General features: G+C 38.9%; 17 protein-coding genes and 1 pseudogene. 17 read left to right on the top strand and 1 reads right to left on the bottom strand.

Annotation, left to right across the window (positions count from 1 at the left end; all coding sequences use genetic code 11):
- Nucleotides 1-149: 149 nt before the first annotated feature.
- Entirely contained in the window at nucleotides 150-1,025 is an 876-nt protein-coding gene (locus M2132_RS10795) for a relaxase/mobilization nuclease domain-containing protein (RefSeq protein ID WP_280673435.1), read from the bottom strand.
- 22 nt (nucleotides 1,026-1,047) lie between these two features.
- Between M2132_RS10795 and M2132_RS10790 the strand changes: the two genes are divergently transcribed.
- The 17 genes and pseudogenes from M2132_RS10790 to M2132_RS10710 all read left to right on the top strand — a co-directional run bounded on the left by M2132_RS10790 (nucleotide 1,048) and on the right by M2132_RS10710 (nucleotide 20,920).
- Complete coding sequence (locus M2132_RS10790) at nucleotides 1,048-1,413, top strand: YdeI/OmpD-associated family protein (RefSeq protein ID WP_280673434.1); 366 nt, start codon at nucleotides 1,048-1,050, stop codon at nucleotides 1,411-1,413.
- A 2-nt stretch (nucleotides 1,414-1,415) separates the two neighbouring features.
- Nucleotides 1,416-1,928, top strand: coding sequence for a DUF2867 domain-containing protein (locus M2132_RS10785; protein ID WP_280673433.1), 513 nt, complete (start codon nucleotides 1,416-1,418; stop codon nucleotides 1,926-1,928).
- 1 nt (nucleotide 1,929) lies between these two features.
- A complete protein-coding gene (locus M2132_RS10780) occupies nucleotides 1,930-2,670 on the top strand; it encodes a DUF5131 family protein (RefSeq protein ID WP_280673432.1) in 741 nt (246 codons plus the stop codon).
- Nucleotides 2,671-2,874: 204 nt separating this feature from the next.
- A complete protein-coding gene (locus M2132_RS10775; protein WP_280673431.1) occupies nucleotides 2,875-5,289 on the top strand; it encodes a carboxypeptidase-like regulatory domain-containing protein in 2,415 nt (804 codons plus the stop codon).
- 495 nt (nucleotides 5,290-5,784) lie between these two features.
- Nucleotides 5,785-6,924 carry a T9SS C-terminal target domain-containing protein gene (locus M2132_RS10770; protein WP_280673429.1) on the top strand — a complete coding sequence of 380 codons (1,140 nt, stop codon included), beginning with the start codon at nucleotides 5,785-5,787 and terminating at the stop codon, nucleotides 6,922-6,924.
- 26 nt (nucleotides 6,925-6,950) lie between these two features.
- On the top strand, nucleotides 6,951-10,421 hold the full coding sequence (locus M2132_RS10765; protein WP_280673428.1) for a hypothetical protein: 3,471 nt from the start codon (nucleotides 6,951-6,953) through the stop codon (nucleotides 10,419-10,421).
- Between the two features lie 11 nt (nucleotides 10,422-10,432).
- Complete coding sequence (locus tag M2132_RS10760; protein ID WP_280673426.1) at nucleotides 10,433-15,508, top strand: DUF6443 domain-containing protein; 5,076 nt, start codon at nucleotides 10,433-10,435, stop codon at nucleotides 15,506-15,508.
- Nucleotides 15,505-15,888 carry a hypothetical protein gene (locus M2132_RS10755; protein WP_280698292.1) on the top strand — a complete coding sequence of 128 codons (384 nt, stop codon included), beginning with the start codon at nucleotides 15,505-15,507 and terminating at the stop codon, nucleotides 15,886-15,888. The genes M2132_RS10760 and M2132_RS10755 overlap by 4 nt, the downstream gene beginning before the upstream one ends.
- 212 nt (nucleotides 15,889-16,100) lie before the next feature.
- Nucleotides 16,101-16,511: a hypothetical protein gene (locus M2132_RS10750; protein ID WP_280673423.1), complete on the top strand. Its 411-nt coding sequence runs from the start codon at nucleotides 16,101-16,103 to the stop codon at nucleotides 16,509-16,511.
- Nucleotides 16,512-16,615: 104 nt separating this feature from the next.
- Nucleotides 16,616-16,714, top strand: a pseudogene (locus M2132_RS10745) (RHS repeat-associated core domain-containing protein); the annotation flags it as partial.
- 57 nt (nucleotides 16,715-16,771) lie between these two features.
- Nucleotides 16,772-17,491: a hypothetical protein gene (locus M2132_RS10740; RefSeq protein ID WP_280698294.1), complete on the top strand. Its 720-nt coding sequence runs from the start codon at nucleotides 16,772-16,774 to the stop codon at nucleotides 17,489-17,491.
- A gap of 37 nt (nucleotides 17,492-17,528) precedes the next feature.
- Entirely contained in the window at nucleotides 17,529-18,113 is a 585-nt protein-coding gene (locus M2132_RS10735; protein WP_280698290.1) for a hypothetical protein, read from the top strand.
- A 31-nt stretch (nucleotides 18,114-18,144) separates the two neighbouring features.
- Nucleotides 18,145-18,921, top strand: coding sequence for an RHS repeat domain-containing protein (locus tag M2132_RS10730; RefSeq protein ID WP_280673420.1), 777 nt, complete (start codon nucleotides 18,145-18,147; stop codon nucleotides 18,919-18,921).
- 64 nt (nucleotides 18,922-18,985) lie between these two features.
- A complete protein-coding gene (locus M2132_RS10725) occupies nucleotides 18,986-19,621 on the top strand; it encodes a hypothetical protein (protein WP_280673418.1) in 636 nt (211 codons plus the stop codon).
- Nucleotides 19,622-19,630: 9 nt separating this feature from the next.
- On the top strand, nucleotides 19,631-20,074 hold the full coding sequence (locus M2132_RS10720; RefSeq protein WP_280673416.1) for a hypothetical protein: 444 nt from the start codon (nucleotides 19,631-19,633) through the stop codon (nucleotides 20,072-20,074).
- A gap of 118 nt (nucleotides 20,075-20,192) precedes the next feature.
- Complete coding sequence (locus M2132_RS10715; protein ID WP_280673414.1) at nucleotides 20,193-20,597, top strand: hypothetical protein; 405 nt, start codon at nucleotides 20,193-20,195, stop codon at nucleotides 20,595-20,597.
- Entirely contained in the window at nucleotides 20,594-20,920 is a 327-nt protein-coding gene (locus tag M2132_RS10710) for a hypothetical protein (RefSeq protein WP_280673412.1), read from the top strand. Before M2132_RS10715 ends, M2132_RS10710 begins: the two co-directional genes overlap by 4 nt.
- The last annotated feature ends 60 nt before the right edge of the window (nucleotides 20,921-20,980 follow it).

Here is a 20,980-nt window from a genome sequence, read left to right as displayed (position 1 = left end):
GATTGAGCAAATATTCAACGCGCTTATTTCATTGATAATAAATAATTTAACTAAACAAATCAGCGAATTGTTTCAACTACTGATTCGCATTAATAGCTAAAGTTTATGAAATACGTTGGCGGAATAAGCCTTGCCGACTTTCGAGCCATTCAATACAGTGCGGTTCTCATGGTCAATAAACGTTGCGCCGTAATCCGTTCATCCTCGTTCTCCCGAAAGACAACGCTTACTCCATTCCGTAAAAGTTCCGCTTCAAAAGAATGTCTGTTCCGATAGTTACCGATAGCAGTATCAAGAATAGGTGTTATGCGTTCGGTAAGATCCTTTTCTTTTATAATCTTCGCTGAAGAAGCTACTTTTTTCACTAATGCAACATGCCCGACACTTCTGGCAATAGAAGAGGACTTGATGGGATTGCCAATCTTATTCCCTTCATTATCCAAAGCGGAATAAACCAAACCGTGATATGGTTTATTACGAGATTCTCCGGAAACTTCTTCTACCGTTATATTATATAAGGATAGTAAAGCACGATATTCGGGGAGTGATGTGAAACGGTAAGACTGCATCAGAGCTTTTACGTTTCCGGCTATCTGTTTCTTTACATTCCCCGATTCATAGTCTACCTTTTTCAATTGAGGTACTTCCTCTGAGTAATCCCGCTTACTTGCCGGATGTAGATTATACTTTGTTTCCAGTTCTTCCGTGATCTTTTTGGATTGTCTGAAATTATTAAAATCGTTAATCTTACGTCCGGTTTCGTCCACGTTGGTACTCACAATGTGGATATGCATTCGTTCGATGTCTTCATGTTTGAAAACGATATAAGGCTGCTCACTGAATCCCATCTTTTGCATATATTCATCGGCAATCTCTATCAACTGTTCGTCAGTCAATACATCATCGGGATGCGGATTAAGGGAGATATGCAGTATTGGTTCTTCCGTCTTCCGGTTGGCAGCCAAAAAAGGAGCAAACGACTGGTTACAGAGCAGCATATTATACTCTCCGTTCTTATCCTGCATCACTTTATTTGCGTGAATAATCTTGGCAGCATTGTTTTCTACCTTTGATGGTTTTGAGGTTGCCAATTCCCATTTAATGCCCAAGGGCAATGGTAATTTGATGATTCCGGTTAAAACCGAAATTCGCAAGAAAATCAAGAAAGAGGCAGGCGATTGGGTACATATCGTTTTATATGCGAACGATGAACCGCTCGTTACCCTGGAAGACTTTCTATTATGCCTGCATGACGAGCCGGAAGCTTTGCGATTTTATCAGTCGCTCAGCGAAATCGAACAACAAGACTATGTAAAGTGGATATTCTCCGCTAAGGCAGAGCAAACGAAAGTGGAACGAATCGCCAAAACGCTTGACAGGCTTGCGATGAATCAGAAGTATAACAAAGAATAAGCATGAAAATCAAAAGTATCCCAATCCCGACAGACAGTTTGACAAACAAATATCTCCCTGCCGATTATTCGGATGTGTTCACTTGTGGAATTACAAGCGATACACTTCCAACACCTGATGATATTATTATTGGCATTTTTACCGATATGCCGGGATGGGTAAATATGCTTTTCAAACTACGTAACTTTTTGGTGCGATTCGTTGGACTAAAAGGCAACAAAGGCGATAATTCCCAATTAGAAAATTGTATTCGTTCGGGAGGGAAATATGGGGTTGTTTCTGTTCCCGATAAAAGTGACCACGAAACCGTATTGCTGTTAGAAGACAGACATTTGAATGCCTATCTGTCTATACATATTATGGACACAACAACCAATGCGTGGGATGTATCTCTGATTACAGTAGTTCACTTTAATAATAAACTGGGCAATATCTATTTTACAGTTATCAAACCGTTTCATAAGATAGTGGTAAAAAGTATGTTGAAGCGGGTTTTGTCTAAACTAACGTTGTAATATGCCTAAAAACGCTATCGAATCGAAATCCAAGATGTGGAATCTGTGGCACGGTTGTCATAAGCTGAGTGCCGGTTGTCAGCATTGCTATGTCTATCGAGGTGATTCGAAGCGGGGTATTGACAGCTCGGTCGTTACCAAAACCAAGTACTTCGACCTGCCTATCCAAAAGAAGCGTAATGGTGAATACAAAATCCCATCCGGTTCGTTGGTATATACCTGCTTTACTTCCGACTTCTTTCTGGAAGATGTCGATGAATGGCGTTCGGAGGCATGGGAAATGATACGCCTTCGCCATGATTTACGGTTTATGATAATTACCAAACGTATCGACCGCTTGCAAGTATCCCTTCCCGATGATTGGGGTGATGGATATGAGAATGTAACCATCTGCTGTACTATCGAAAATCAGGATCGTGCCGATTACCGCCTACCCATTTATAAAGATGTTCCGATAAGACATAAGATTATTATTTGCGAACCGCTTCTGGAGCGAATAGATTTAAGTCCGTATGATATTGGTTCTTGGGTTGAGCAAGTGGTAGTTGGTGGAGAATCCGGCTACGAAGCCCGTCCGTGCAACTTCGATTGGATAATGGAATTGCACGATTTATGCGTGGAACAGAGTGTCTCTTTCTGGTTCAAGCAAACCGGAGCCAAGTTTGTTAAGGAAGAGAAGCTGTACAATATCAATCGCAGATTACAGCATGCTCAGGCTCGTAAGGCAGGGATTAATTCTTAATCTTGAAGCACAAAAACAGTGCATTTAAAGCAGATATAGAAAAATGTATTATCTTTGTAAACGAGATATTTGAAGTGGTGAAAAATGAAGCGAGGTAAAGCGGTTAAGTAGTTTCTAAATCATTACCTATCGCTGAATATTGACTGTTCAAACCCCTGAATAATACTGCATTTGAAAATAATCACTACCTTTGACCATATATATATGCGAATCAAAATTGTTGCTCTGTTTTTCCTATTGTTTTTCTTTACTTCTGTTGTTTTTGCGCAGAAGGCAACTATTAAAGGGGTTGTAAGTGATTTTGACGGTGTACCAATGGATTATGTAAGCGTAACGCTGAAAGGTACACTTACGGTGGCATTTACCAACTCTAAGGGGGAATATACACTTTCTGCTAATGTGGGTGACTCCGCAACGGTTGTATTTTCTTATATAGGATACAAAACCGAAGAACGGAAAATGCTTCTGGATGGTAATAAAAACCTGAATATAATGATGCGTCAGGATGCCACGCTGTTGGACGGTGTAGAGATTGTAGGGCAGGAAAAACAAAAAACAACAATCGCTAATATTGATGTAAAGAAAACGAAGCTCATGGCCGACCCCGCGGGTGGTGGTGTGGAATCGCTGCTCAAAACGGAGATGGGGGTGAGTTCCAGCAACGAGATGAGTTCGCAATACTCGGTTCGTGGTGGTAGTTACGACGAGAATATCGTTTACGTGAACGGTACGGAAATATATCGCCCTTTGTTGATACGTTCCGGTCAGCAAGAGGGTTTAAGTTTTATAAATCCCAATATGACAAGCGAGGTGAAGTTTTCGTCTGGTGGGTATGATGCCCGTTATGGCGATAAAATGTCGTCCGTGCTGGACATTACCTACAAAAAGCCAACCAAATTCGAGGCTTCGGCCGGAGCCAGCCTGATGGGAGCCAATGCCTATGTGGGAAGCGCCTCGGGGCGGTTTACCCAAATCACGGGGATACGTTACAAAACTGCAAAAAATCTGTTGGGAACAACCGATACCGATGCCGAGTACGACCCTTCGTTTGTCGATTTGCAAACATATCTGACATATTCGTTTGGCCCGAAATGGGAAATCAGCTTTCTGGGCAACTACTCCAAAAACGAGTTCAAATTTACTCCTATATCGCGCGAAACTAACTTCGGGACAATGACCGACGCCAAGAGTTTCAAAGTCTTTTTTGACGGATGGGAACACGATAAATTCCAAACCTATTTTGGCGCCATGACCATGAAGGGTAAAATAACCGACAAGCTGGAAGTAGGTTTGCAGGCTTCAGCTTTTTCGTCGGACGAGCAGGAGCGGTACGATATAGGTGGCGAGTACGAACTAACCGACGCCAATCTGGATCAGGGAGGAGGAGCCGGAGCGGCAGGAAATATGTTGGGGGTAGGTACATACTTCGAGCATGCACGCAATAAGCTTACTGTTGATGTGATGAACATCTCTCATTTTGGAGACTTGAAAACATCCAACCATAATATTAAATGGGGCGCAATTCTTCAACGTGAAAAAATAGACGATACCATAAAAGAATGGGAGTTGCGCGATTCGGCGGGTTATTCACTGCCGTATAACGGACAGATCGTAAAAGTGTATTCAAATCTTATATCCAACAATTCGGCAGAAAGCACACGTATGTCGGGATACTTGCAGGATACTTACCGTTTTAGCGGTGCTAATGGCTTCTTTACGCTTACGGCAGGGGTTAGGGCAAGTTATTGGTCGTTCAACAAAGAATTTATATTCAGCCCCCGTGCAACGTTGGCTTACGTTCCCGCCGAGGGGTCGGACTATGTGTTGCGCTTTGCAACGGGTGTGTATTATCAGGCTCCTTTCTACAAAGAGTTGCAAAAGACCGAGGTGGACGAAGACGGAAACTCTTATGTTACCCTCAATAAAGATATAAAATCGCAACGATCCATTCATTTTGTACTGGGTGGCGATTATCACTTCAAAGCCCTCGAAAGGCCATTTAAATTCACTGCCGAGATGTATTACAAAAGCCTGTCGGATATAAACCCTTATAAGGTTGATAACGTAAAAATCAGATACATGGGCGAAAACGCAGGTTCGGGCTATATCATGGGACTGGATATGAAACTCTTTGGCGAATTTGTGCCCGGAACAGACAGTTGGATAAGCCTGTCATTCCTGAAAGCCAATCAGAAAATAGACGGGGTGAACGTACCGATGCCAACAGATCAGCGTTACAATCTCTCCCTCTTTTTTCAGGACTACCTTCCCGGACGGGAACGGCTGAAAATGAGTCTTCAAGGCCACTTGTCGCAAGGCTTGCCTACATCGGCTCCTCATTCAAGTTACAATAGCAAGACTTTCCGTTCGCCTGCATACAGACGCGTTGACATCGGCTTTTCGTGGGAATTATTGGGCGAAGATTATGCTATTCGTAATCGCAGTGCATTTGCGGGAGCCTTCAAGAATGTTTGGCTGGGGCTCGATGTTTTTAACTTGTTCGATATAAAGAACACAAACTCATATTATTGGGTTACAGATATCTTTAACCATCAGTATGGTGTGCCCAATTATCTTACAGGTAGACAGTTGAACTTTAAAATTGTAGCGGATTTTTAAGAAAACCATCTATCGGTTTTTACGCCTGTCTTTAATCTTTTCATGTATTTGTTTATATACCTATCTTTATACCTATCTGTATATTAAACAATTAATTGACATGGGTAACTTCTCTCGAAATTACGAAAAAATATTGGAAATATTACAGTATTTTGAGAGCAAGATGAATTTTTTGAACCAAATAAGAAAACCTAAATTATCAGATATTGAGTTGATAACAATCGACTTAATCTCGAATATATGAGAAACACTGTTTCCTCAACTCTGTGACCATTTACGATTCGTAGGAATTATGTCAAATTCTTTGATGGATTCAAAAATAGAATATTTATTTAAGATTTTCTAAATTTAAGTCAAAAAAAGCAAATATATATTTTATTTGTGTATAAATAATATTTATATTTGAGTCCCTTATTATAGGAAAACAAACCCTTCTTTCCGCATTTATGTTCTGCAATTCATTTTGAGTTGCTAAAATAATTAAATTATTATCGTATGAGAGTAGTAACCAGTGTGCTTTTGGCACTATTGATTTATCCTGTGTATGGACAAATCACTTACAGTAATAATCATCTTCGTGCAGGCGATGAAATCGTTAAGCAACAGGTAGAGTATAAAGACCCGGGGCGTCAGGGGGAGAATGTCATATGGGACTTCAGCCAACTCAAAGCTATTAACGACGAATATCGCCTCACCTACTCGGCTCCCGTTTCGTGGGATGACTCGCTGTATGTACTGGGTAAAGATACCATCCTTGTGGATGATGTATCGGAAGGTGACCTTGTTATAGGCACAGAGCACTATACCAAATACTTTTATCGTCACCAGAATAATATGCTAAGGCTTCTGGGTTTTAAGAACCCCGTATCGCAGATGCACAATATGCCGGCTATACCCGTAGTTAGCTATCCACTGGCTTACAGGCAGAAGATAGAAGACACTTACAACTCTGAATCCATTTATTCAGGTACAGAATATATGGATATAAGGGGAAGCGTATCGGTGGAAGGCGATGCCATGGGTATAATGATACTGCCCAATAAAGATACCCTTCATCATGTATTCCGCATCAGGACGGTACAGACGATGGAGCGTGTACTTGACAGTCTGGATATAACGGACAGTGTACCACCCTTCCACACGCAGATAGAGACATACCGTTGGTATGAAAAAGGTTACCGCTATCCTATTTTCGAAACGGTAAGGAACACTAATTTGTTGACTCAAGACAAGGAAGTATATTTCACCACTGCTTTCTTCTATCCGCCACAGGAACATTACTATCTGGATACGGACGATGAAAATCTTGCCGTGCTTGACAGCCTCGATCAACAACCCAACACACCGGATACAGAAAACCCTATAAGTTGGATAGAGAAGAACTTTTCTTACAACTTCTTTCCGAATCCTGTATCTACAACTCTGAACATTGAGTACAAGCTGGAAGAAGGGGCTGAGATAGGCATCACACTTTACAGTGTTACCCACGGGCTGGTGAAGGATATCCCGACAAGAAGAAAAGAAGCGGGAGTACATACCGCCACAATGGACTGTTCGGATCTCTTCCCGGGTAGCTATGCCCTAAAGTTCGTAGTAAATGGTGAACATACAGGATCAATCCTAATCAAAAAGTAATAACACATTAAACACAAATATATTTCATGAGAAAAGTATTGTTAATATCAATTGTATTGATCAGTATTATAAGCTTTGAAGGAAAAACTCAAGAGTTAATAAGTCCAATCCCAAATTTCGAAACAGTACCTGTTTTAGGCAATTTTTTAAGTCCTAATTCAGGTGGATTAGCTGTGTATGGGGATGCTCCCTCATCGCGATATACGGGGGCAGCTCCTATCGAAATCCCATTGTATGTGATAGATACCAAACAAAGCAAAATTCCGATAACATTGAGTTATAATGCTTCAGGTGTACGGTTAGACCAACATCCCGGGTGGGTAGGTGTAAACTGGACATTATCTACAGGAGGAGTTATCTCCCGTGTTGTAAATGGATTGCCCGATGAGTGCGTTTTTGTTACAGGCGAGGAAACACAAACTGATTATGCAGGTTATTATTATAATAGGGAAAAATATCTTTGTGATGAAAACATAACAGAATCTTTGAATTCTGTCAAATCTTATATGGATGAGGTGTATGATTATAGTTTGCCTAGCCCCCTTTCACTCAACGATTTTGAATTATATTTAATTCTTCTTGAGAATGGGGAACTATCAAAAATTAACCCTAAGTTTTTCACCGGAGTATTTGATTTAGAGCCTGATGAATTTAAGTTCAGTCTGCCGGGCTGTAGTGGATCTTTCTACCTCAATGAATTTGGGCATTGGCAGGTAAAATGCGACCAAACTGTAGAAGTTTCATTTATTCAGGATGGATTTAGGGATATACCTTCCAACTTATCTAAACCCCTAAAAAATAATATTGGCTACACAGCCCAATACAAAACGTTTCCAGGCTTTATAATAAAGACAAACGATGGTACACAATACTATTTTGGAGAAGACACAAATGCTATAGAATATTCCATTAATTTCTTCGCTCAAGATAAAAGTTTTTGGAATGCCGACTCGTGGTACCTTTCAAAAATTATAACTCCTAATGGCGAGACTATAAAATTCACATATGAAAGGGATGAAAATTATATTTCCCAACTATATTGGAACTACAAGAATACTGCTCCCTATACAATTGACGGTCAAACCTGCGATAGATGCTTTCAAACAACAATAACAGAGATAAGATCAAACCCCCTTTTGGTAAATGAAGACTATCCGGTTGATTATAAAATTGATACAATTACAACGCCCTTAAGTATAAGTATAGGTATAAGAGATCATAAAGAAGGTTTTTTGGTATCCCCTGTTTATCTAAAAAAGATAGAAACTCCCGATTCAAGAATTTCGTTTCAACGTTCAATCTCGAATGAACTCTCTTATCCGCACTGGATATATCTGCCCAAGAACGGCAGCTCGGAACACTTATACCAGAATAAATTTACTAAAAAAAACATCGGTAATAATGATACAATTTACTACCATCAAGTACTTCAATATAAATCTTATGGAAAACTTTCCTTTCTGGAAGGGCTTGGCAAGTTGAAATGGAATAAACTGGATGCCATCAAAATAGAGAACCTGAAAGGGGAGCAAATTGATAATTTTAAGTTTACCTATAACAACAAGCCCAATCAACGCCTATTTCTATTAGGAGTGGAACAACAAGGACAAACCGAAGGGAAAAGCCGTACGTATGGTTTCAAGTATAACGATATCGGAAAACTTCCCGCTTATTTTTCATTCGAGACAGACTATTGGGGCTACTACAACGGGAAAAACCACGATAATGAAAACATAATTTTCGACAGCGAAATAAGATACTATGTCGATTCTACAAAACTAACTTATGGAATGCTTAGTGATATTACTTTTCCTACGGGAGGTGTTCGCCGTTTCAGCTATGAACCTCATGACTATATGGCTTCTGGGGTGATTAATGCTTTATCTTTAGAACGAAAAGCCGGGGGAGTAAGGATAAAGAAAATTGCCGACTACGAAGATCAAACCTCTGTTATTCCCCTTACTTATAAAGAATACGAATATAAAGACAGTTTCGGGAAATCTAGTGGCTATTTGGCAACCGGAGCCGATTTTAAAAAGCAAAGCTCAGAAGAAAATTCTCTTTCGATACCAGCAACGCCTACTACATTGCCGGGGTATTCCAAACATCTGAATAACCATGTCACCTATTCGGTTGTTACAGAAAAGGAGGCAGATGGCAGTTACTCTAAATATTACTATACAAACTCGGATAAGGATCACGGAGATATTGAATGTTTAGCGGAATATCACAGTGATAAGTGGTACATTCCCCTACCTTATATCTCTAAATCCCTGGAAAGAGGGAAGCTTATAAAACAAGAAGATTTCACAAATAACAATAAACTGGTAAAGAAAAGGGAGATAAAATATTCCAGATACAATTCCGATTGTAAGGAGTGGGAACCTTCATATTATGATATATATGGTCCGCATCTGGAAATAGGAGAATTTGTAAGAGCAGTCCGGATTAACATGATACCTTGTTCCCAAATAACACGAGATATATGGATTTCGACTAAAGGAGGCGTTATTGTAAGTAAGAGAATAGATACGAGATATAGAACAAACTACATAGAAATGGCAGCAGCTTACCTGATCTATACCTATTCTTACCTTCCTTCTTACGAGAAAGAGGTTCTTTACAATCCATCTACCGGACAAGAGATGCAGACCACCGAAACGGAATACCGTTACAATAAATATAAACTCTTAACCGCTGCCAATACGATAGACACATATAAGTCCGGTAGTTCTACCATCAAAGATTCCATAACCACCGAACTGCGATATGTGGGCGATATCGTTTCATCAGAGACATCTTCTAATATGGTATATAAAAAGATGTTCGATAATTATATGATGGGATATCCAATTGAAAAAATAACATCAAAAAACGGTAAAGTCATAACTTCCCAGCTTAATACTTATAAACTATCCGGCAATAATCCGGTATTTGACAAAGAATATAGTCTGGAAACATTGTCTCCGATATCGAATTATACGAAAGCATATATGAACCCTACCGGGAATTTCAAATCTGATTCACGGCTTTCCCCCCGATTGAATTATAATACATACGACAACTATGGTAACATTGTCTACACCATAAAAGATGATACGGAAAAACTTGTTACCCTTTGGTCATATGGAGGGCGGTACCTGATAGCAGAAATTACAAATGCAACATTCTCACAAGTAGCTGATCTGCTCAACGGCTATATACCAGGTTCAGGAACCTCGTCCTCTGATTTTTTGGAAAACATCTCTGCCGATATAGACCCTAAAGTGGATGATATCGGTAACACTTTACGTTTGGGATTACCTAATTCTATGGTTACCACTTACAAATATAAACCTCTGATTGGTAAGATTGAGGAAACCAACGCACGGGGAATAAAAACCTATTACCAATATGATAATATGGGTAACTTGTCGGAAGTATATTACTTCGAGAACAACGACCCTTCAAAAAAACGCAAGGTACAATCTGTTTACAATCATTACCGTAACCAATAAAAAAGACCACCATGAAACGACATATATTGATATTACTGGCCATAATACTTGCTCCATCTACATTTTTATTGGCCCAGCGAAAGAATTCCTTGGATAATCCCATCGATTTAGGAACATTTCATAGATCAACCATGATAGATGATATACGTAATACCGATAGTGTGATTTTTCAACAGGACACGCATCCGGGGGGATTCACATATACTAAATCAAACTCTGTTGTTTATCGCTTTACCCTAACCCAGGCTATGTATGTGAGTATTGGAGGAAATGTTGTGGAATATCATAATACTTCTCATTCTGGAAAAAGGCATGAAAAGTATTATCTGATGAAAAAAGAAGGCGATTCTTTTGGGGAGAAAAAATATCAACCAGCACGTCCAGGTGGACTTTACGATACGATAAGGGACAGCCTTCAGGCCGGTACATATTATGTTGTGGCAACAGCAGATTGGGCTTGTTCTAATAATGGAATATTAAGAATATGGATTCATGCAGATTGTGAAGATCTTTATCCTATATACGGTCCGGTAACTTTTAATACCCGTGACACAAGAAAAGGTTCAAACAGTTATTTTGGCAACAGTACAGAAGAGGGAAATGCAACCAATGATGTTATTTACGAATTCACGGCACACCAAAACACTACTCTGAGTGTTTCCCTTGACGGCTCATCCATAAAGAATATTCGCGCATACCTTCTGAAAGTGACGGATCAGAACACTTATCCCGTATCTACTGAACTTTTAGGTTGGACAGATTGCGTGGTAAATACAAAGGGAGGAGACCCTAAAAAGACTATCCACTTAGAATGTACTATTCCTGAATCAGGGAAATACCGGCTTATATTTGAAGGCCGCTCAGAGAATGGATATATAACTTCTTTAATAAAACTAACTGATCCTAAGAAGATAGTCGATTTAGGTACGCTTACTAGCGGTTCCCCCAAAATGCATATAGCGAATTTCGCGAATAATTATTCCAAGAATAAAATTGATTATGAGGTCTCAAACGGATATTGCGGAATTAATCCTGGTGAAGGGTTCTCTTCTTCCGATATATTCTATAAAATTAAGTTGAATGAGCAGATGGATATTGTAATATCCCATTGTGGGTCAGAGATTGAAGATACATATGTTTACCTGCTGGATAACAACTTTAACCTACTGGATTATAACGACGATAACTATGAAGCAAATATTTGTGGGAAACCCCAAAAGGCTTATCTGCAGGTGATGGATCTTGCTCCCGGCACCTACTATGTTGTATCGGAGGGATATAAAACAGATGGAACTGACAACAAGAAAAAAATTATGACTAACATAACTGGCTGTTATGTCAAGAAGACCGAGTACGACTTAGGTACAAAGTATTCTTCATTCACAGTTACCGATATGAAAAATACCCGTACAACCACCAATGCTTATCAAGGAAGACCCACAAATGATATACATTATAAACTGAAGCTCGATAAGGAAATGACTTTAACTGTTTCGCACTGTGGCTCAGTATTGGCCGATACTTACCTATCGCTATTGGATGAGCAAGGCAACCGATTGGCTTATAATAATTACAGTGGTACGGGAGGTTGTGCTAATCTAAATCATGCTTACCTGCAGAAGAAACTCCAGCCGGGTATCTATTATATTGTATCGGAAGGGTATTCCAGCAATGGAGAGATAACTACAACCATAACAGGAACCTTAAGTACTCTCCCCCTTGCGGAAGAATCGAATCCCAGTTTTGACCAGAACTTTAAACGCACCAGAACATATACCAATAATACCGGCTCTGAGTTTATTGATGTTGTTGAGTATTTTGACGGGCTACAACGCCCTACTCAAACCGTACAGGTTGGTATAACCCCCAATAAGACCGACCTTGTGAGCCTACAGGAGTATGATGCCATGGGGCGTAAATCCCAGAGTTGGCTGCCTGCCGAAAGATCTGCCAAAGGAGAGTATGTAAGCGATATAGATGCCTTAAAATCGCAGTCTCGAATACTGAACAACGATAGCGCACCTTTCTCCAAAACGATTTACGAGAGTTCTCCCCTCAACCGCATTACCCAACTTTATGGTCCTGGTCATGATTGGCACTATGCGGGGGCAGCCATCAGAACAGAATACCTCACTAATAAGGAAAATGACAACCTTCTCAACTGTATACAATATACCTGTTCATATAGTACAATTAATGGTAACTATACAGTCAGTGTAAGCAAGAAGGGAAATTATGCCACAGGCAGGTTATTTGTTACCCGCATACAGGACGAAGACGGTAATCTTGCCTATGAGTTCAAAAATAAGCAGGGCCAGGTTGTCCTTACCCGCCAGACGGATGAAGGGACAAATCATGACACTTACTTCCTATATGACGATTTCGGGAACCTGAGGGTAGTACTTCCCCCTATGATCGCTACCCACGGAACAGGCAGCGAATCCATGAAGGATTATGCCTACCTCTATAAATACGACCAACGCCAACGCTGCATTGCCAAAAAACTGCCCGGATGCGAGTGGATATATTATGTTTACGACAAGGCCAACCAGCTGATCCTTTCGCAGGACGGTGAGCAACGCAAAGATAATAAATGGACGTTCAATATCTATGATAAGCTGGGACGATTAGTCATGTCGGGCCAAAGGCAAACCGAAAAACCCCATGCTCTGTTGATACAATTTACTAAGGATCTGGTTATACAGGAGCAAACAGGAGGATGGCTGTTAGGATATACTTATGATTGGAACGGATTGGCAACAGTGCTCGGAGATGACGGTTTAATTAACTTGTGGGATGATATACTGCTTGTAAACTACTATGACGAATACGATACTTTTCTGGATCTGGAAAATTTCGGACACCGTGAAAGGCTGGGATACGATACCTCCTATCCCGCTTCCGGCGGATTATACCTGAATGGTGCATCTTCAGCCAAAGGACTGCTGACGGCCACCATAGAGACATTCGAGGCTGACACCAACCGTTACTCCATCCGGACGGTAATGTATTATGATGCCAAGGGGCAGATGACACAACGCAGGACTATAAACCTGATGGATAGGGTGGATACCGAATTTATTGTTTACAACTTTTCGGGACAACCTACCCAAAAATATTTGTTTAACAATTTTGGGAAATCGCAAGTAAAGGAAGTATATAACTACAGCTACGACCATGCCGGGCGTTTAATAGAAACAACACATAAACTAAACAATGACCCTGTGGTTTCAATTGCCCGCAATGGATACGATAAGTTGGGACGGTTGCTTTCTTCGAAGGCCAATGGGATAGGCAGGCTTCAGACTTCCTACAACTACAACGTCCGTTCGTGGACAGAATATATATGGAACTCGCTATACGAAGAAGGTATTTTTTACACTCAACCACTCAATGGAGGCACACCTGCCTACAACGGGAACATATCGGCTGTAGGACATGCTTACGAAGGATTCATGGCTTATTTCAGCGCTTTCACTTACGATGGGCTTTCGAGATTGAAAACCAATCACTATTCTGACTATTATTTCACTGGACCAGGACTAGTTAATTACTCTTCCCTGTATTCTTACGACCTGAACGGTAATATAACAAACCTTTCGCGTTTCCGTGTAGGGAGTCAATTGGTCGACGACATGTATTTTACCTACAAAGGAAACCAGCATACAAATATTCTGGAAAACTCCGATAAGGCGGAAGGATTCGTGTCGTACCTGAAAAGTAACATCCAGACACACTATGCCTACAACGCTAATGGAGCTATGACCCGCGATGAACACAAGGGAATAACTATGACTTATGATTCCTACAACAGTATGCCAAAGACGGTATCCGTAACCAATAGCCTGGCAGATGGTAAGATAAATTATACATACACAGCTTCCGGACGCAAGCTCAAGGCAAAATACGAGTGGAATGTGCCCGTAAGCATTAATCCTCTTTCGGGTTCTATTGCCCCTATGAGCATTGGCGCAGGAGTGGGAGACTTGCCTCCTATAGGATGGATAGACCCTTACCCTAATAAGAAGATGGTGTATTATGCCGACAACCTGGTGTACCACGGCGATACTCTGAAAAGAATTATGATAGATAATGGTTATATTGAGAACAGAAAATACTATTTTTACTTGAAGGATCATCTGGGTAATATCCGCGTAGTAGCCGATGCCAGCGGGCGAATGGTACAGAGAACGGATTACTATCCATTCGGTATGCCAACGATGCTCTGTTCGGAGGAGGGTGTCCAGCCATACAAATACGGTGGCAAGGAGTACGACACGATGAACGGCTTGAACCTCTATGACTTCCATGCACGGCAGTACGACCCGGCCATTGGTAGGTTCACAAGTATAGATCCGATGGCAGAAAAATACTTTGGATGGAGTCCTTATGTGTATTGCAAAAACAATCCGTTAAAATATATTGATTTGGATGGAAAAGAAACTTATATCTATTATGTTGGAAGTAAGAAAACAATATGGAATTCATTCTTTTATGGCTTTACCGCTCACACAAGTATTGGAGTGAGGCCGGAAAGCTACCAACGGGTGTATTATAATCCAGCTTCAGGAAAAAAATCTACGTTTGATTATGGCATTAATGAATTTGGTTTTAATAGATCATATAGTGAAAAAAGGACAATACAAGCCTATTTGTCAGAAGGAGATATTGTTCTTAAAGCAATATTAAAGCTTCCTAAAAATGTCGAAATTGCATTAGGGGAACTTATCGCAAATGCAGTTAATGGCAAAGACGGAGAAGGACTTTGGTGCACTAAAAAAGTAAAAAGTATGATCTATCAAGCATTTGTGGATGCAGGATATAATGAAAATGAAGCAGAAGAAATGGCAAATAAGTATATTTGGTATAATATTCCTGAATATCCAACCGCAAAAGAATTACATGAATGTGGGTATAGCGGTGTTCAGATATATTGGAAAACATCTGACGGAAAGCATGTAAATTCAGGTGTTTTCGATGTTGAAGATGAAAAGAAGGTAAAACGTACACAAGATTTTTTAGATAATTTTTCAAAAACAACAGAGGGAACATATATATGGGACGGAAATCACTGGATAAAGCAATGAAAATATTTTTGAAAATAATGAAGATCGTTATTGTTATTACTATTCTTTTAGTACTGACAGTATCAATTATCCTTCAAATTAAGTTTGAAAGAAGTATTTCAGAACAGAAAAAAGAAAATGGTTTATTAAAAGGGCGAGAAAGAATAAAATGGACCCCTGCAGTAATTTATATATTAAGTTCCAACTCACACTATGAAGAAATAGATTTGGAAGCTTTTCACCTTCCTTATTATGAAATAGGAGGATACAAAAATGTAAAAGTCCTTCCAATTAATGATGTTCAGAAATACATCCTTCATTGTTATTACACAAAAGAAGAAAAAATAAAGTATGTAGATGATGTAAAGAAAGGTGAAATTTCAGAAAAGGAAAGGCTATAGGAGAGATTAAGTATTATAATCCGGATGGAACTATCAGTTTAATTTCTTGCTATGACAAGAAAGGAAGACTTGATAATTGGCGGACTGAATATGAGAGGGATAAGGCATCAAAAACCAAATCATTTCTAAATTCTGCCGTAGGTGGGAAGGTTTCTAATGGAACTTACCATTGGGATGGAAATAACTGGATAAAACAGTAAATTTAATAATATATGAATACAAAAATCATAAAAATAATAGTATTTTCTTGCATAGGTTTATTACTCCTGTCATGTTCGGGAAATGCAATATACTGCGATATTGAGAATCAAACCATAAACAGATGTAGTGGCACAGTTTTTAATAGATTGGAAATATCTACAGATAGTTTACAACTTGTTACTTTTATTAAGAAAAAAGAAAACAAAAAAGGAGTTAGTAGGCTAAATATAAACAATATAGATAGTGATTATATAATTGAAGAAGTATTTGGCCGAGGTATACTAAAAAGTTTTACTTTATTACCTAACAGAGAATACTTATTGTTGCATTCATCCATAGGAGATGCAGCTACTGCAGAATTAACAATAAGGACAGATAGCGTTAGTAGAATTGTTTATGCAAGTAAAACATCTTGTCGTTAATTTTAGGTAATATCAATAAGGGATTATCCCTTCGATATGCCACAGCCACAAGTAGGAATGAAGGCGTTCAACCCTACAAGTATGGTGGCAAGGAATACGATACAATGAACGGCTTGGAGATGTACGACTTCCACGCACGGCAGTACGACCCGGCAGTAGGTAGGTTCACATCTACAGACCCCCATGCGGAGAATTATTACTCTACCAGTCCATACGCCTATTGTGCCAATAACCCGTTGAAGTTCACCGATCCTACGGGAATGGATATTTATTTCGACTATATGGGTAACTTCCTGTTTGATGATGGTATGGGTAATGCTTTCAGGGTTATAGAAAGAAATACATATATACGTTATGCAAAAGAGATAAAGCAGTTGCAAAAAGAAGAATCTTTTAGTGAAAAAGAATATAATAGAAGGTTGAGGCAACTTTTAACATCGCCCACAAAAGGAAATGCGAAAGAATTAACCATAAGTGATCAGGAGATTATTCAAGCTTTATATCTTGGTATGACAACTGCAGATTATGTGTATTTTCGCACAAATGATAATGAAAAATTAATAGAATATAGTGTAAATATATTATTAGATTTGAATAACCTAACAATTAGGTTTGGTCAATTAATTCAAGGAATAGAAGAAGGAGCCAAAACAAGTAAAACAGAAAATGGTTTAATTGTAATAGGGCAAATACATGGACATCCTGATAGATATAAGCCGAGAACAGGGAGTAATAAAGCTGACTCACCTGATGATAAGGGAATAGCAAAACTGTTAGGTCGTCCAGTGTTAAGTATGGAGGGTGGCAAACTTGATACATATGTAGGAGCAAATGGTCAAACTAAAAAAATGTACATGCATGGAAATATTTATTATAATTTACCAAATAATCAGAATATTATTTTTCAATATAATGGGGCACGTGATGCAAGTAGCTTGATTAGGGCAGTGGTGGAAATGAATGCCGGAAAAACACCATAAATCACAGAATTATATCTACTCTATAAATTTAAATAGTATGAAGAAAAAGTATGTGTTATTTATTATATTCCTATCGCTCCTTTCTATCCAAGGGCAAGCATATAATATAACTTTGGAATTGTATGGAAAATGTCTTTGTAATAATTCTATTACAAAGATTAGTGTATTTATGATAGAAAAAGATTCTGTAATGTATATGTCAGACTCAGAAGAGCAGATCATATTATCTGATATAGGTCTTTATCATCTTATTCCAGAATCCCTCTCAATTTTTACTGGCGAAGCTATACCCATCCATGTTAATAATTATGGATTGATCCAAGATACTGTTATTATTTCATCTATTGAGGAATTCTATGCTCCAAACTTAGACCCATCAGGCTTTTTCTGGTACTGTTGTCAGAAAACAAAGTGCGATGGCTATATGGCAGATTACTATAATAATGGCAATATGCGTATAGAAGGTAGTTTCAGAGAAGGGAAAGCCATCGGAGAAATTAAGTATTATAATCCGGATGGAACTATCAGGTCAATTTCTTGCTATGACAAGGAAGGAAAACTTGTTAATATAAAACACTTTAATGAGAAAGGTGAGCTTTATCGGCAAGATAATGCTTACTGAAAAAGCTAAAGCTAAAAATAGATGAAAAACCTTGGCCGACGATCTCTATTTTACCTACAAGGGCAACCAACATACGGGCATCCTGGAGAATTCCAATAAAACGGAAGGGTTCAAGTCGTACTTGAAAAATAACCTCCAGACACACTATACCTACAATGCTAATGGAGCAATGATCCGCGACGAGCACAAGGGTATAAGCATGCAGTATAAACGATATAATGGCATGCCACGGCGCATAGATGTCGATAACGATTTGGCCGTAGGGGTGATATACTACGAATATACCCACGGCGGCAGGAAACTGTCGGCTCAATATTCATGGAATGTGCCCTACAGTGTGAATCCTGTGATGGGCTCGATACAACCCTTTGCAACAGTCCAACCGAAGCCCACACCTTACAGCAACAGCAAGCTGATACGTTATGACGAGAATATAGTACTTCATTCGGATGTGGTAAAAACAATTTTTATCGAAAATGGCTATATTGAGGATGGAATGTACTATTTTTACCTTAAGGATCATTTGGGTAATATCCGTGCGGTAGTAGATGCACAGGGCAATACCGTGCAGGTGACGGATTATTATCCGTTCGGCATGCCCACAACCGCCAGTAGGAATGAAGGCGTTCAACCCTACAAGTACGGCGGCAAGGAATACGACATGATGAACGGATTGGAGATGTACGACTTCCATGCCCGCCAGTATGACCCCGCCATAAGCAGGTTCACATCCATTGATCCAATGGCAGAGATGTATTATTCTATCAGTCCGTATGCTTATTGTGCTAATAATCCGTTGATATATTGATCCAACAGGAGAAAGTATTTGGTATACTAACGATCCTGATGAAATTGCCAGATTTTGGTCTGCATTGACAACTGCCTATTCTGGAACAACAAATGTTTGTCCAGATTGTTTTGAAAAATTTGATTATCAAGGAAGTAAATGGGATTATATTCCTGAAAATGTATTTAAAGAATATATTGCAACAGGATTATATTATAATGACCAAACGAATTACTTTATCTTAACGAATATTCCAACAATTACTCCTAACATGGAAGGATCGGATGGGTATGCAATTGGAGTAATGAATTTATTTCTTCCCGCGGTGAAAAATCCTCTTTTACCAATCTCTAAAGATGTTGGTATAAATCATAAATATATTCAAGAAAATAATGGAGCTATTACACAAACAAATACTGAATTTTGGTTTCTGTTAGGAGGCACAAGAGTCGGAATAGCAGCATTGAAGCACATACGGAATTTTGTAAATCGTCCTCCTGATAGAAATTTGTATTTTTCTAGACCATCCCAAGATAAGATGGGTAAACCTAAAGGGAATACTCCGGGCAACAATCAGTCTCAAAACAAGCAAGTTAGTGATCTGGCAAGAAAATACAAACTAAGTAAACAACAACGAAGGCAATTACATGATATGATTTCAGGAGAAGGTTATGGGTATCATGAAATAGAACAAGTAATAAAGAATTTTATAATAAAATAAAGTAAAAAAATGATGGACTTAATAGCATCTTTGACAGAACTAAAATCAAAAATTGTACTAAGTAGTAAAACAGGGGGAGGTAGTGGTTCTATCTTAAAAATGGAAATAGAAATGAATTGTTATTTGTTTATCTATTGTGTTTGGAGAATAGAACACAACAATATTGTGCTTGCAACTTCTGATGACGATAGCCAAGCACAAATAGGACGAATGGCCAAAAGCGCAAAGTTACTTGAAAATAAAAAAGTAACTTCATTAAGTCTATCTGACCAATATGATTTAACAATTTGTTTTGATGATAATTACTGTTTCAGAGCATTTTGCAATATTTCTTACTCTCAAACTGAAAATGGTGGTACATACGATACAAACTGGGAACTATGTCTCCCTAGTGAAAATATAGTATTTAAAATCAACAATCATTTTAAAGAAGAGATGGAGGCATATTATTGAGGGGGTATGGACATTATTAGGCTTTGCTGATTTTGACCTTTACCAAAGAACAAAAGGGGAGATAATACAACCATATGCAGGAGCCCGGATAGATTTTAATTCGGATTGGGCTACCCGGATGGTTGATGAAATATTAAATACTGACCCTTCGTTATTAGAATATGCAAATAAGGCTCGGAGTAAGCACAAGTGGGATATAAAGACTAAATCTCCAGACGGTGCTGAAGGAATATATTATGGATCTAAGCTGTATGGAAAGTATACATCTGCACGGGATGCCGGTAATTTTGCAGCTGGAGCTGTTGCCCAAAAATCTATAATCCCTAATTTCATTACTGATTATGGTTACGAGATATACAACAGATCAGAAAATAAAATAGGAAAATCGATAAATTTATTATTGAGAAATGGTTTGAATCCTATTATGATATTTGAGACGGGGCTCTTCGGAGAAGATACGCTTTCAAAGGTTGGTATTGAAGCCGGAAAATCATATATACGAAACTTAGAGAATAAAAGATGAAAAAAGTATCATTTATTTTAGCATTGATAATCTGTTCCTGCACAGAGAAGCAGGTTGTGTATTATGAATATAATGGAACAACAATAACCCGTGTAGATGATGGTAACAAGGTGTATCTTTTTTATGGAAAACAGACCGACATTGACCCATCACACAAAAGTTCTTATATAAAAGCTGAATATAGTGGTTTTAACAGCGCACTTGCCGGCTATATCCGTTTTTGTAATAATGGGAAAGTACAGGTACTTCCGGTTGCGGCATATTTTGAAGAAATAGGAACAAATGAAGAATGCGAATCAGTATTTAAAAAATTAGATAAATAAAAGCGATGGCAATTTTGCCCATCGTATGTATGAGTAGTCCGGCAGTGGATCTTACTTTTT

Origin of the sequence: Dysgonomonas sp. PH5-45 (assembly GCF_029893235.1) — a bacterium.
Lineage (GTDB): Bacteria > Bacteroidota > Bacteroidia > Bacteroidales > Dysgonomonadaceae > UBA1309.
This window is presented reverse-complemented; position numbering and strand designations above follow the sequence as displayed.

Excerpts from the sequence above, each read along its gene's own strand:
- M2132_RS10795 (WP_280673435.1), bottom strand. The coding sequence starts at position 1,025 with ATGCAGGATAAGAACGGAGAGTATAATATGCTGCTCTGTAACCAGTCG.
- M2132_RS10785 (WP_280673433.1), top strand. The coding sequence starts at position 1,416 with ATGAAAATCAAAAGTATCCCAATCCCGACAGACAGTTTGACAAACAAA.
- M2132_RS10780 (WP_280673432.1), top strand. The coding sequence starts at position 1,930 with ATGCCTAAAAACGCTATCGAATCGAAATCCAAGATGTGGAATCTGTGG.
- M2132_RS10775 (WP_280673431.1), top strand. The coding sequence starts at position 2,875 with ATGCGAATCAAAATTGTTGCTCTGTTTTTCCTATTGTTTTTCTTTACT.
- M2132_RS10770 (WP_280673429.1), top strand. The coding sequence starts at position 5,785 with ATGAGAGTAGTAACCAGTGTGCTTTTGGCACTATTGATTTATCCTGTG.
- M2132_RS10765 (WP_280673428.1), top strand. The coding sequence starts at position 6,951 with ATGAGAAAAGTATTGTTAATATCAATTGTATTGATCAGTATTATAAGC.
- M2132_RS10760 (WP_280673426.1), top strand. The coding sequence starts at position 10,433 with ATGAAACGACATATATTGATATTACTGGCCATAATACTTGCTCCATCT.
- M2132_RS10755 (WP_280698292.1), top strand. The coding sequence starts at position 15,505 with ATGAAAATATTTTTGAAAATAATGAAGATCGTTATTGTTATTACTATT.
- M2132_RS10750 (WP_280673423.1), top strand. The coding sequence starts at position 16,101 with ATGAATACAAAAATCATAAAAATAATAGTATTTTCTTGCATAGGTTTA.
- M2132_RS10740 (WP_280698294.1), top strand. The coding sequence starts at position 16,772 with ATGGATATTTATTTCGACTATATGGGTAACTTCCTGTTTGATGATGGT.
- M2132_RS10735 (WP_280698290.1), top strand. The coding sequence starts at position 17,529 with ATGAAGAAAAAGTATGTGTTATTTATTATATTCCTATCGCTCCTTTCT.
- M2132_RS10720 (WP_280673416.1), top strand. The coding sequence starts at position 19,631 with ATGATGGACTTAATAGCATCTTTGACAGAACTAAAATCAAAAATTGTA.
- M2132_RS10715 (WP_280673414.1), top strand. The coding sequence starts at position 20,193 with ATGGTTGATGAAATATTAAATACTGACCCTTCGTTATTAGAATATGCA.
- M2132_RS10710 (WP_280673412.1), top strand. The coding sequence starts at position 20,594 with ATGAAAAAAGTATCATTTATTTTAGCATTGATAATCTGTTCCTGCACA.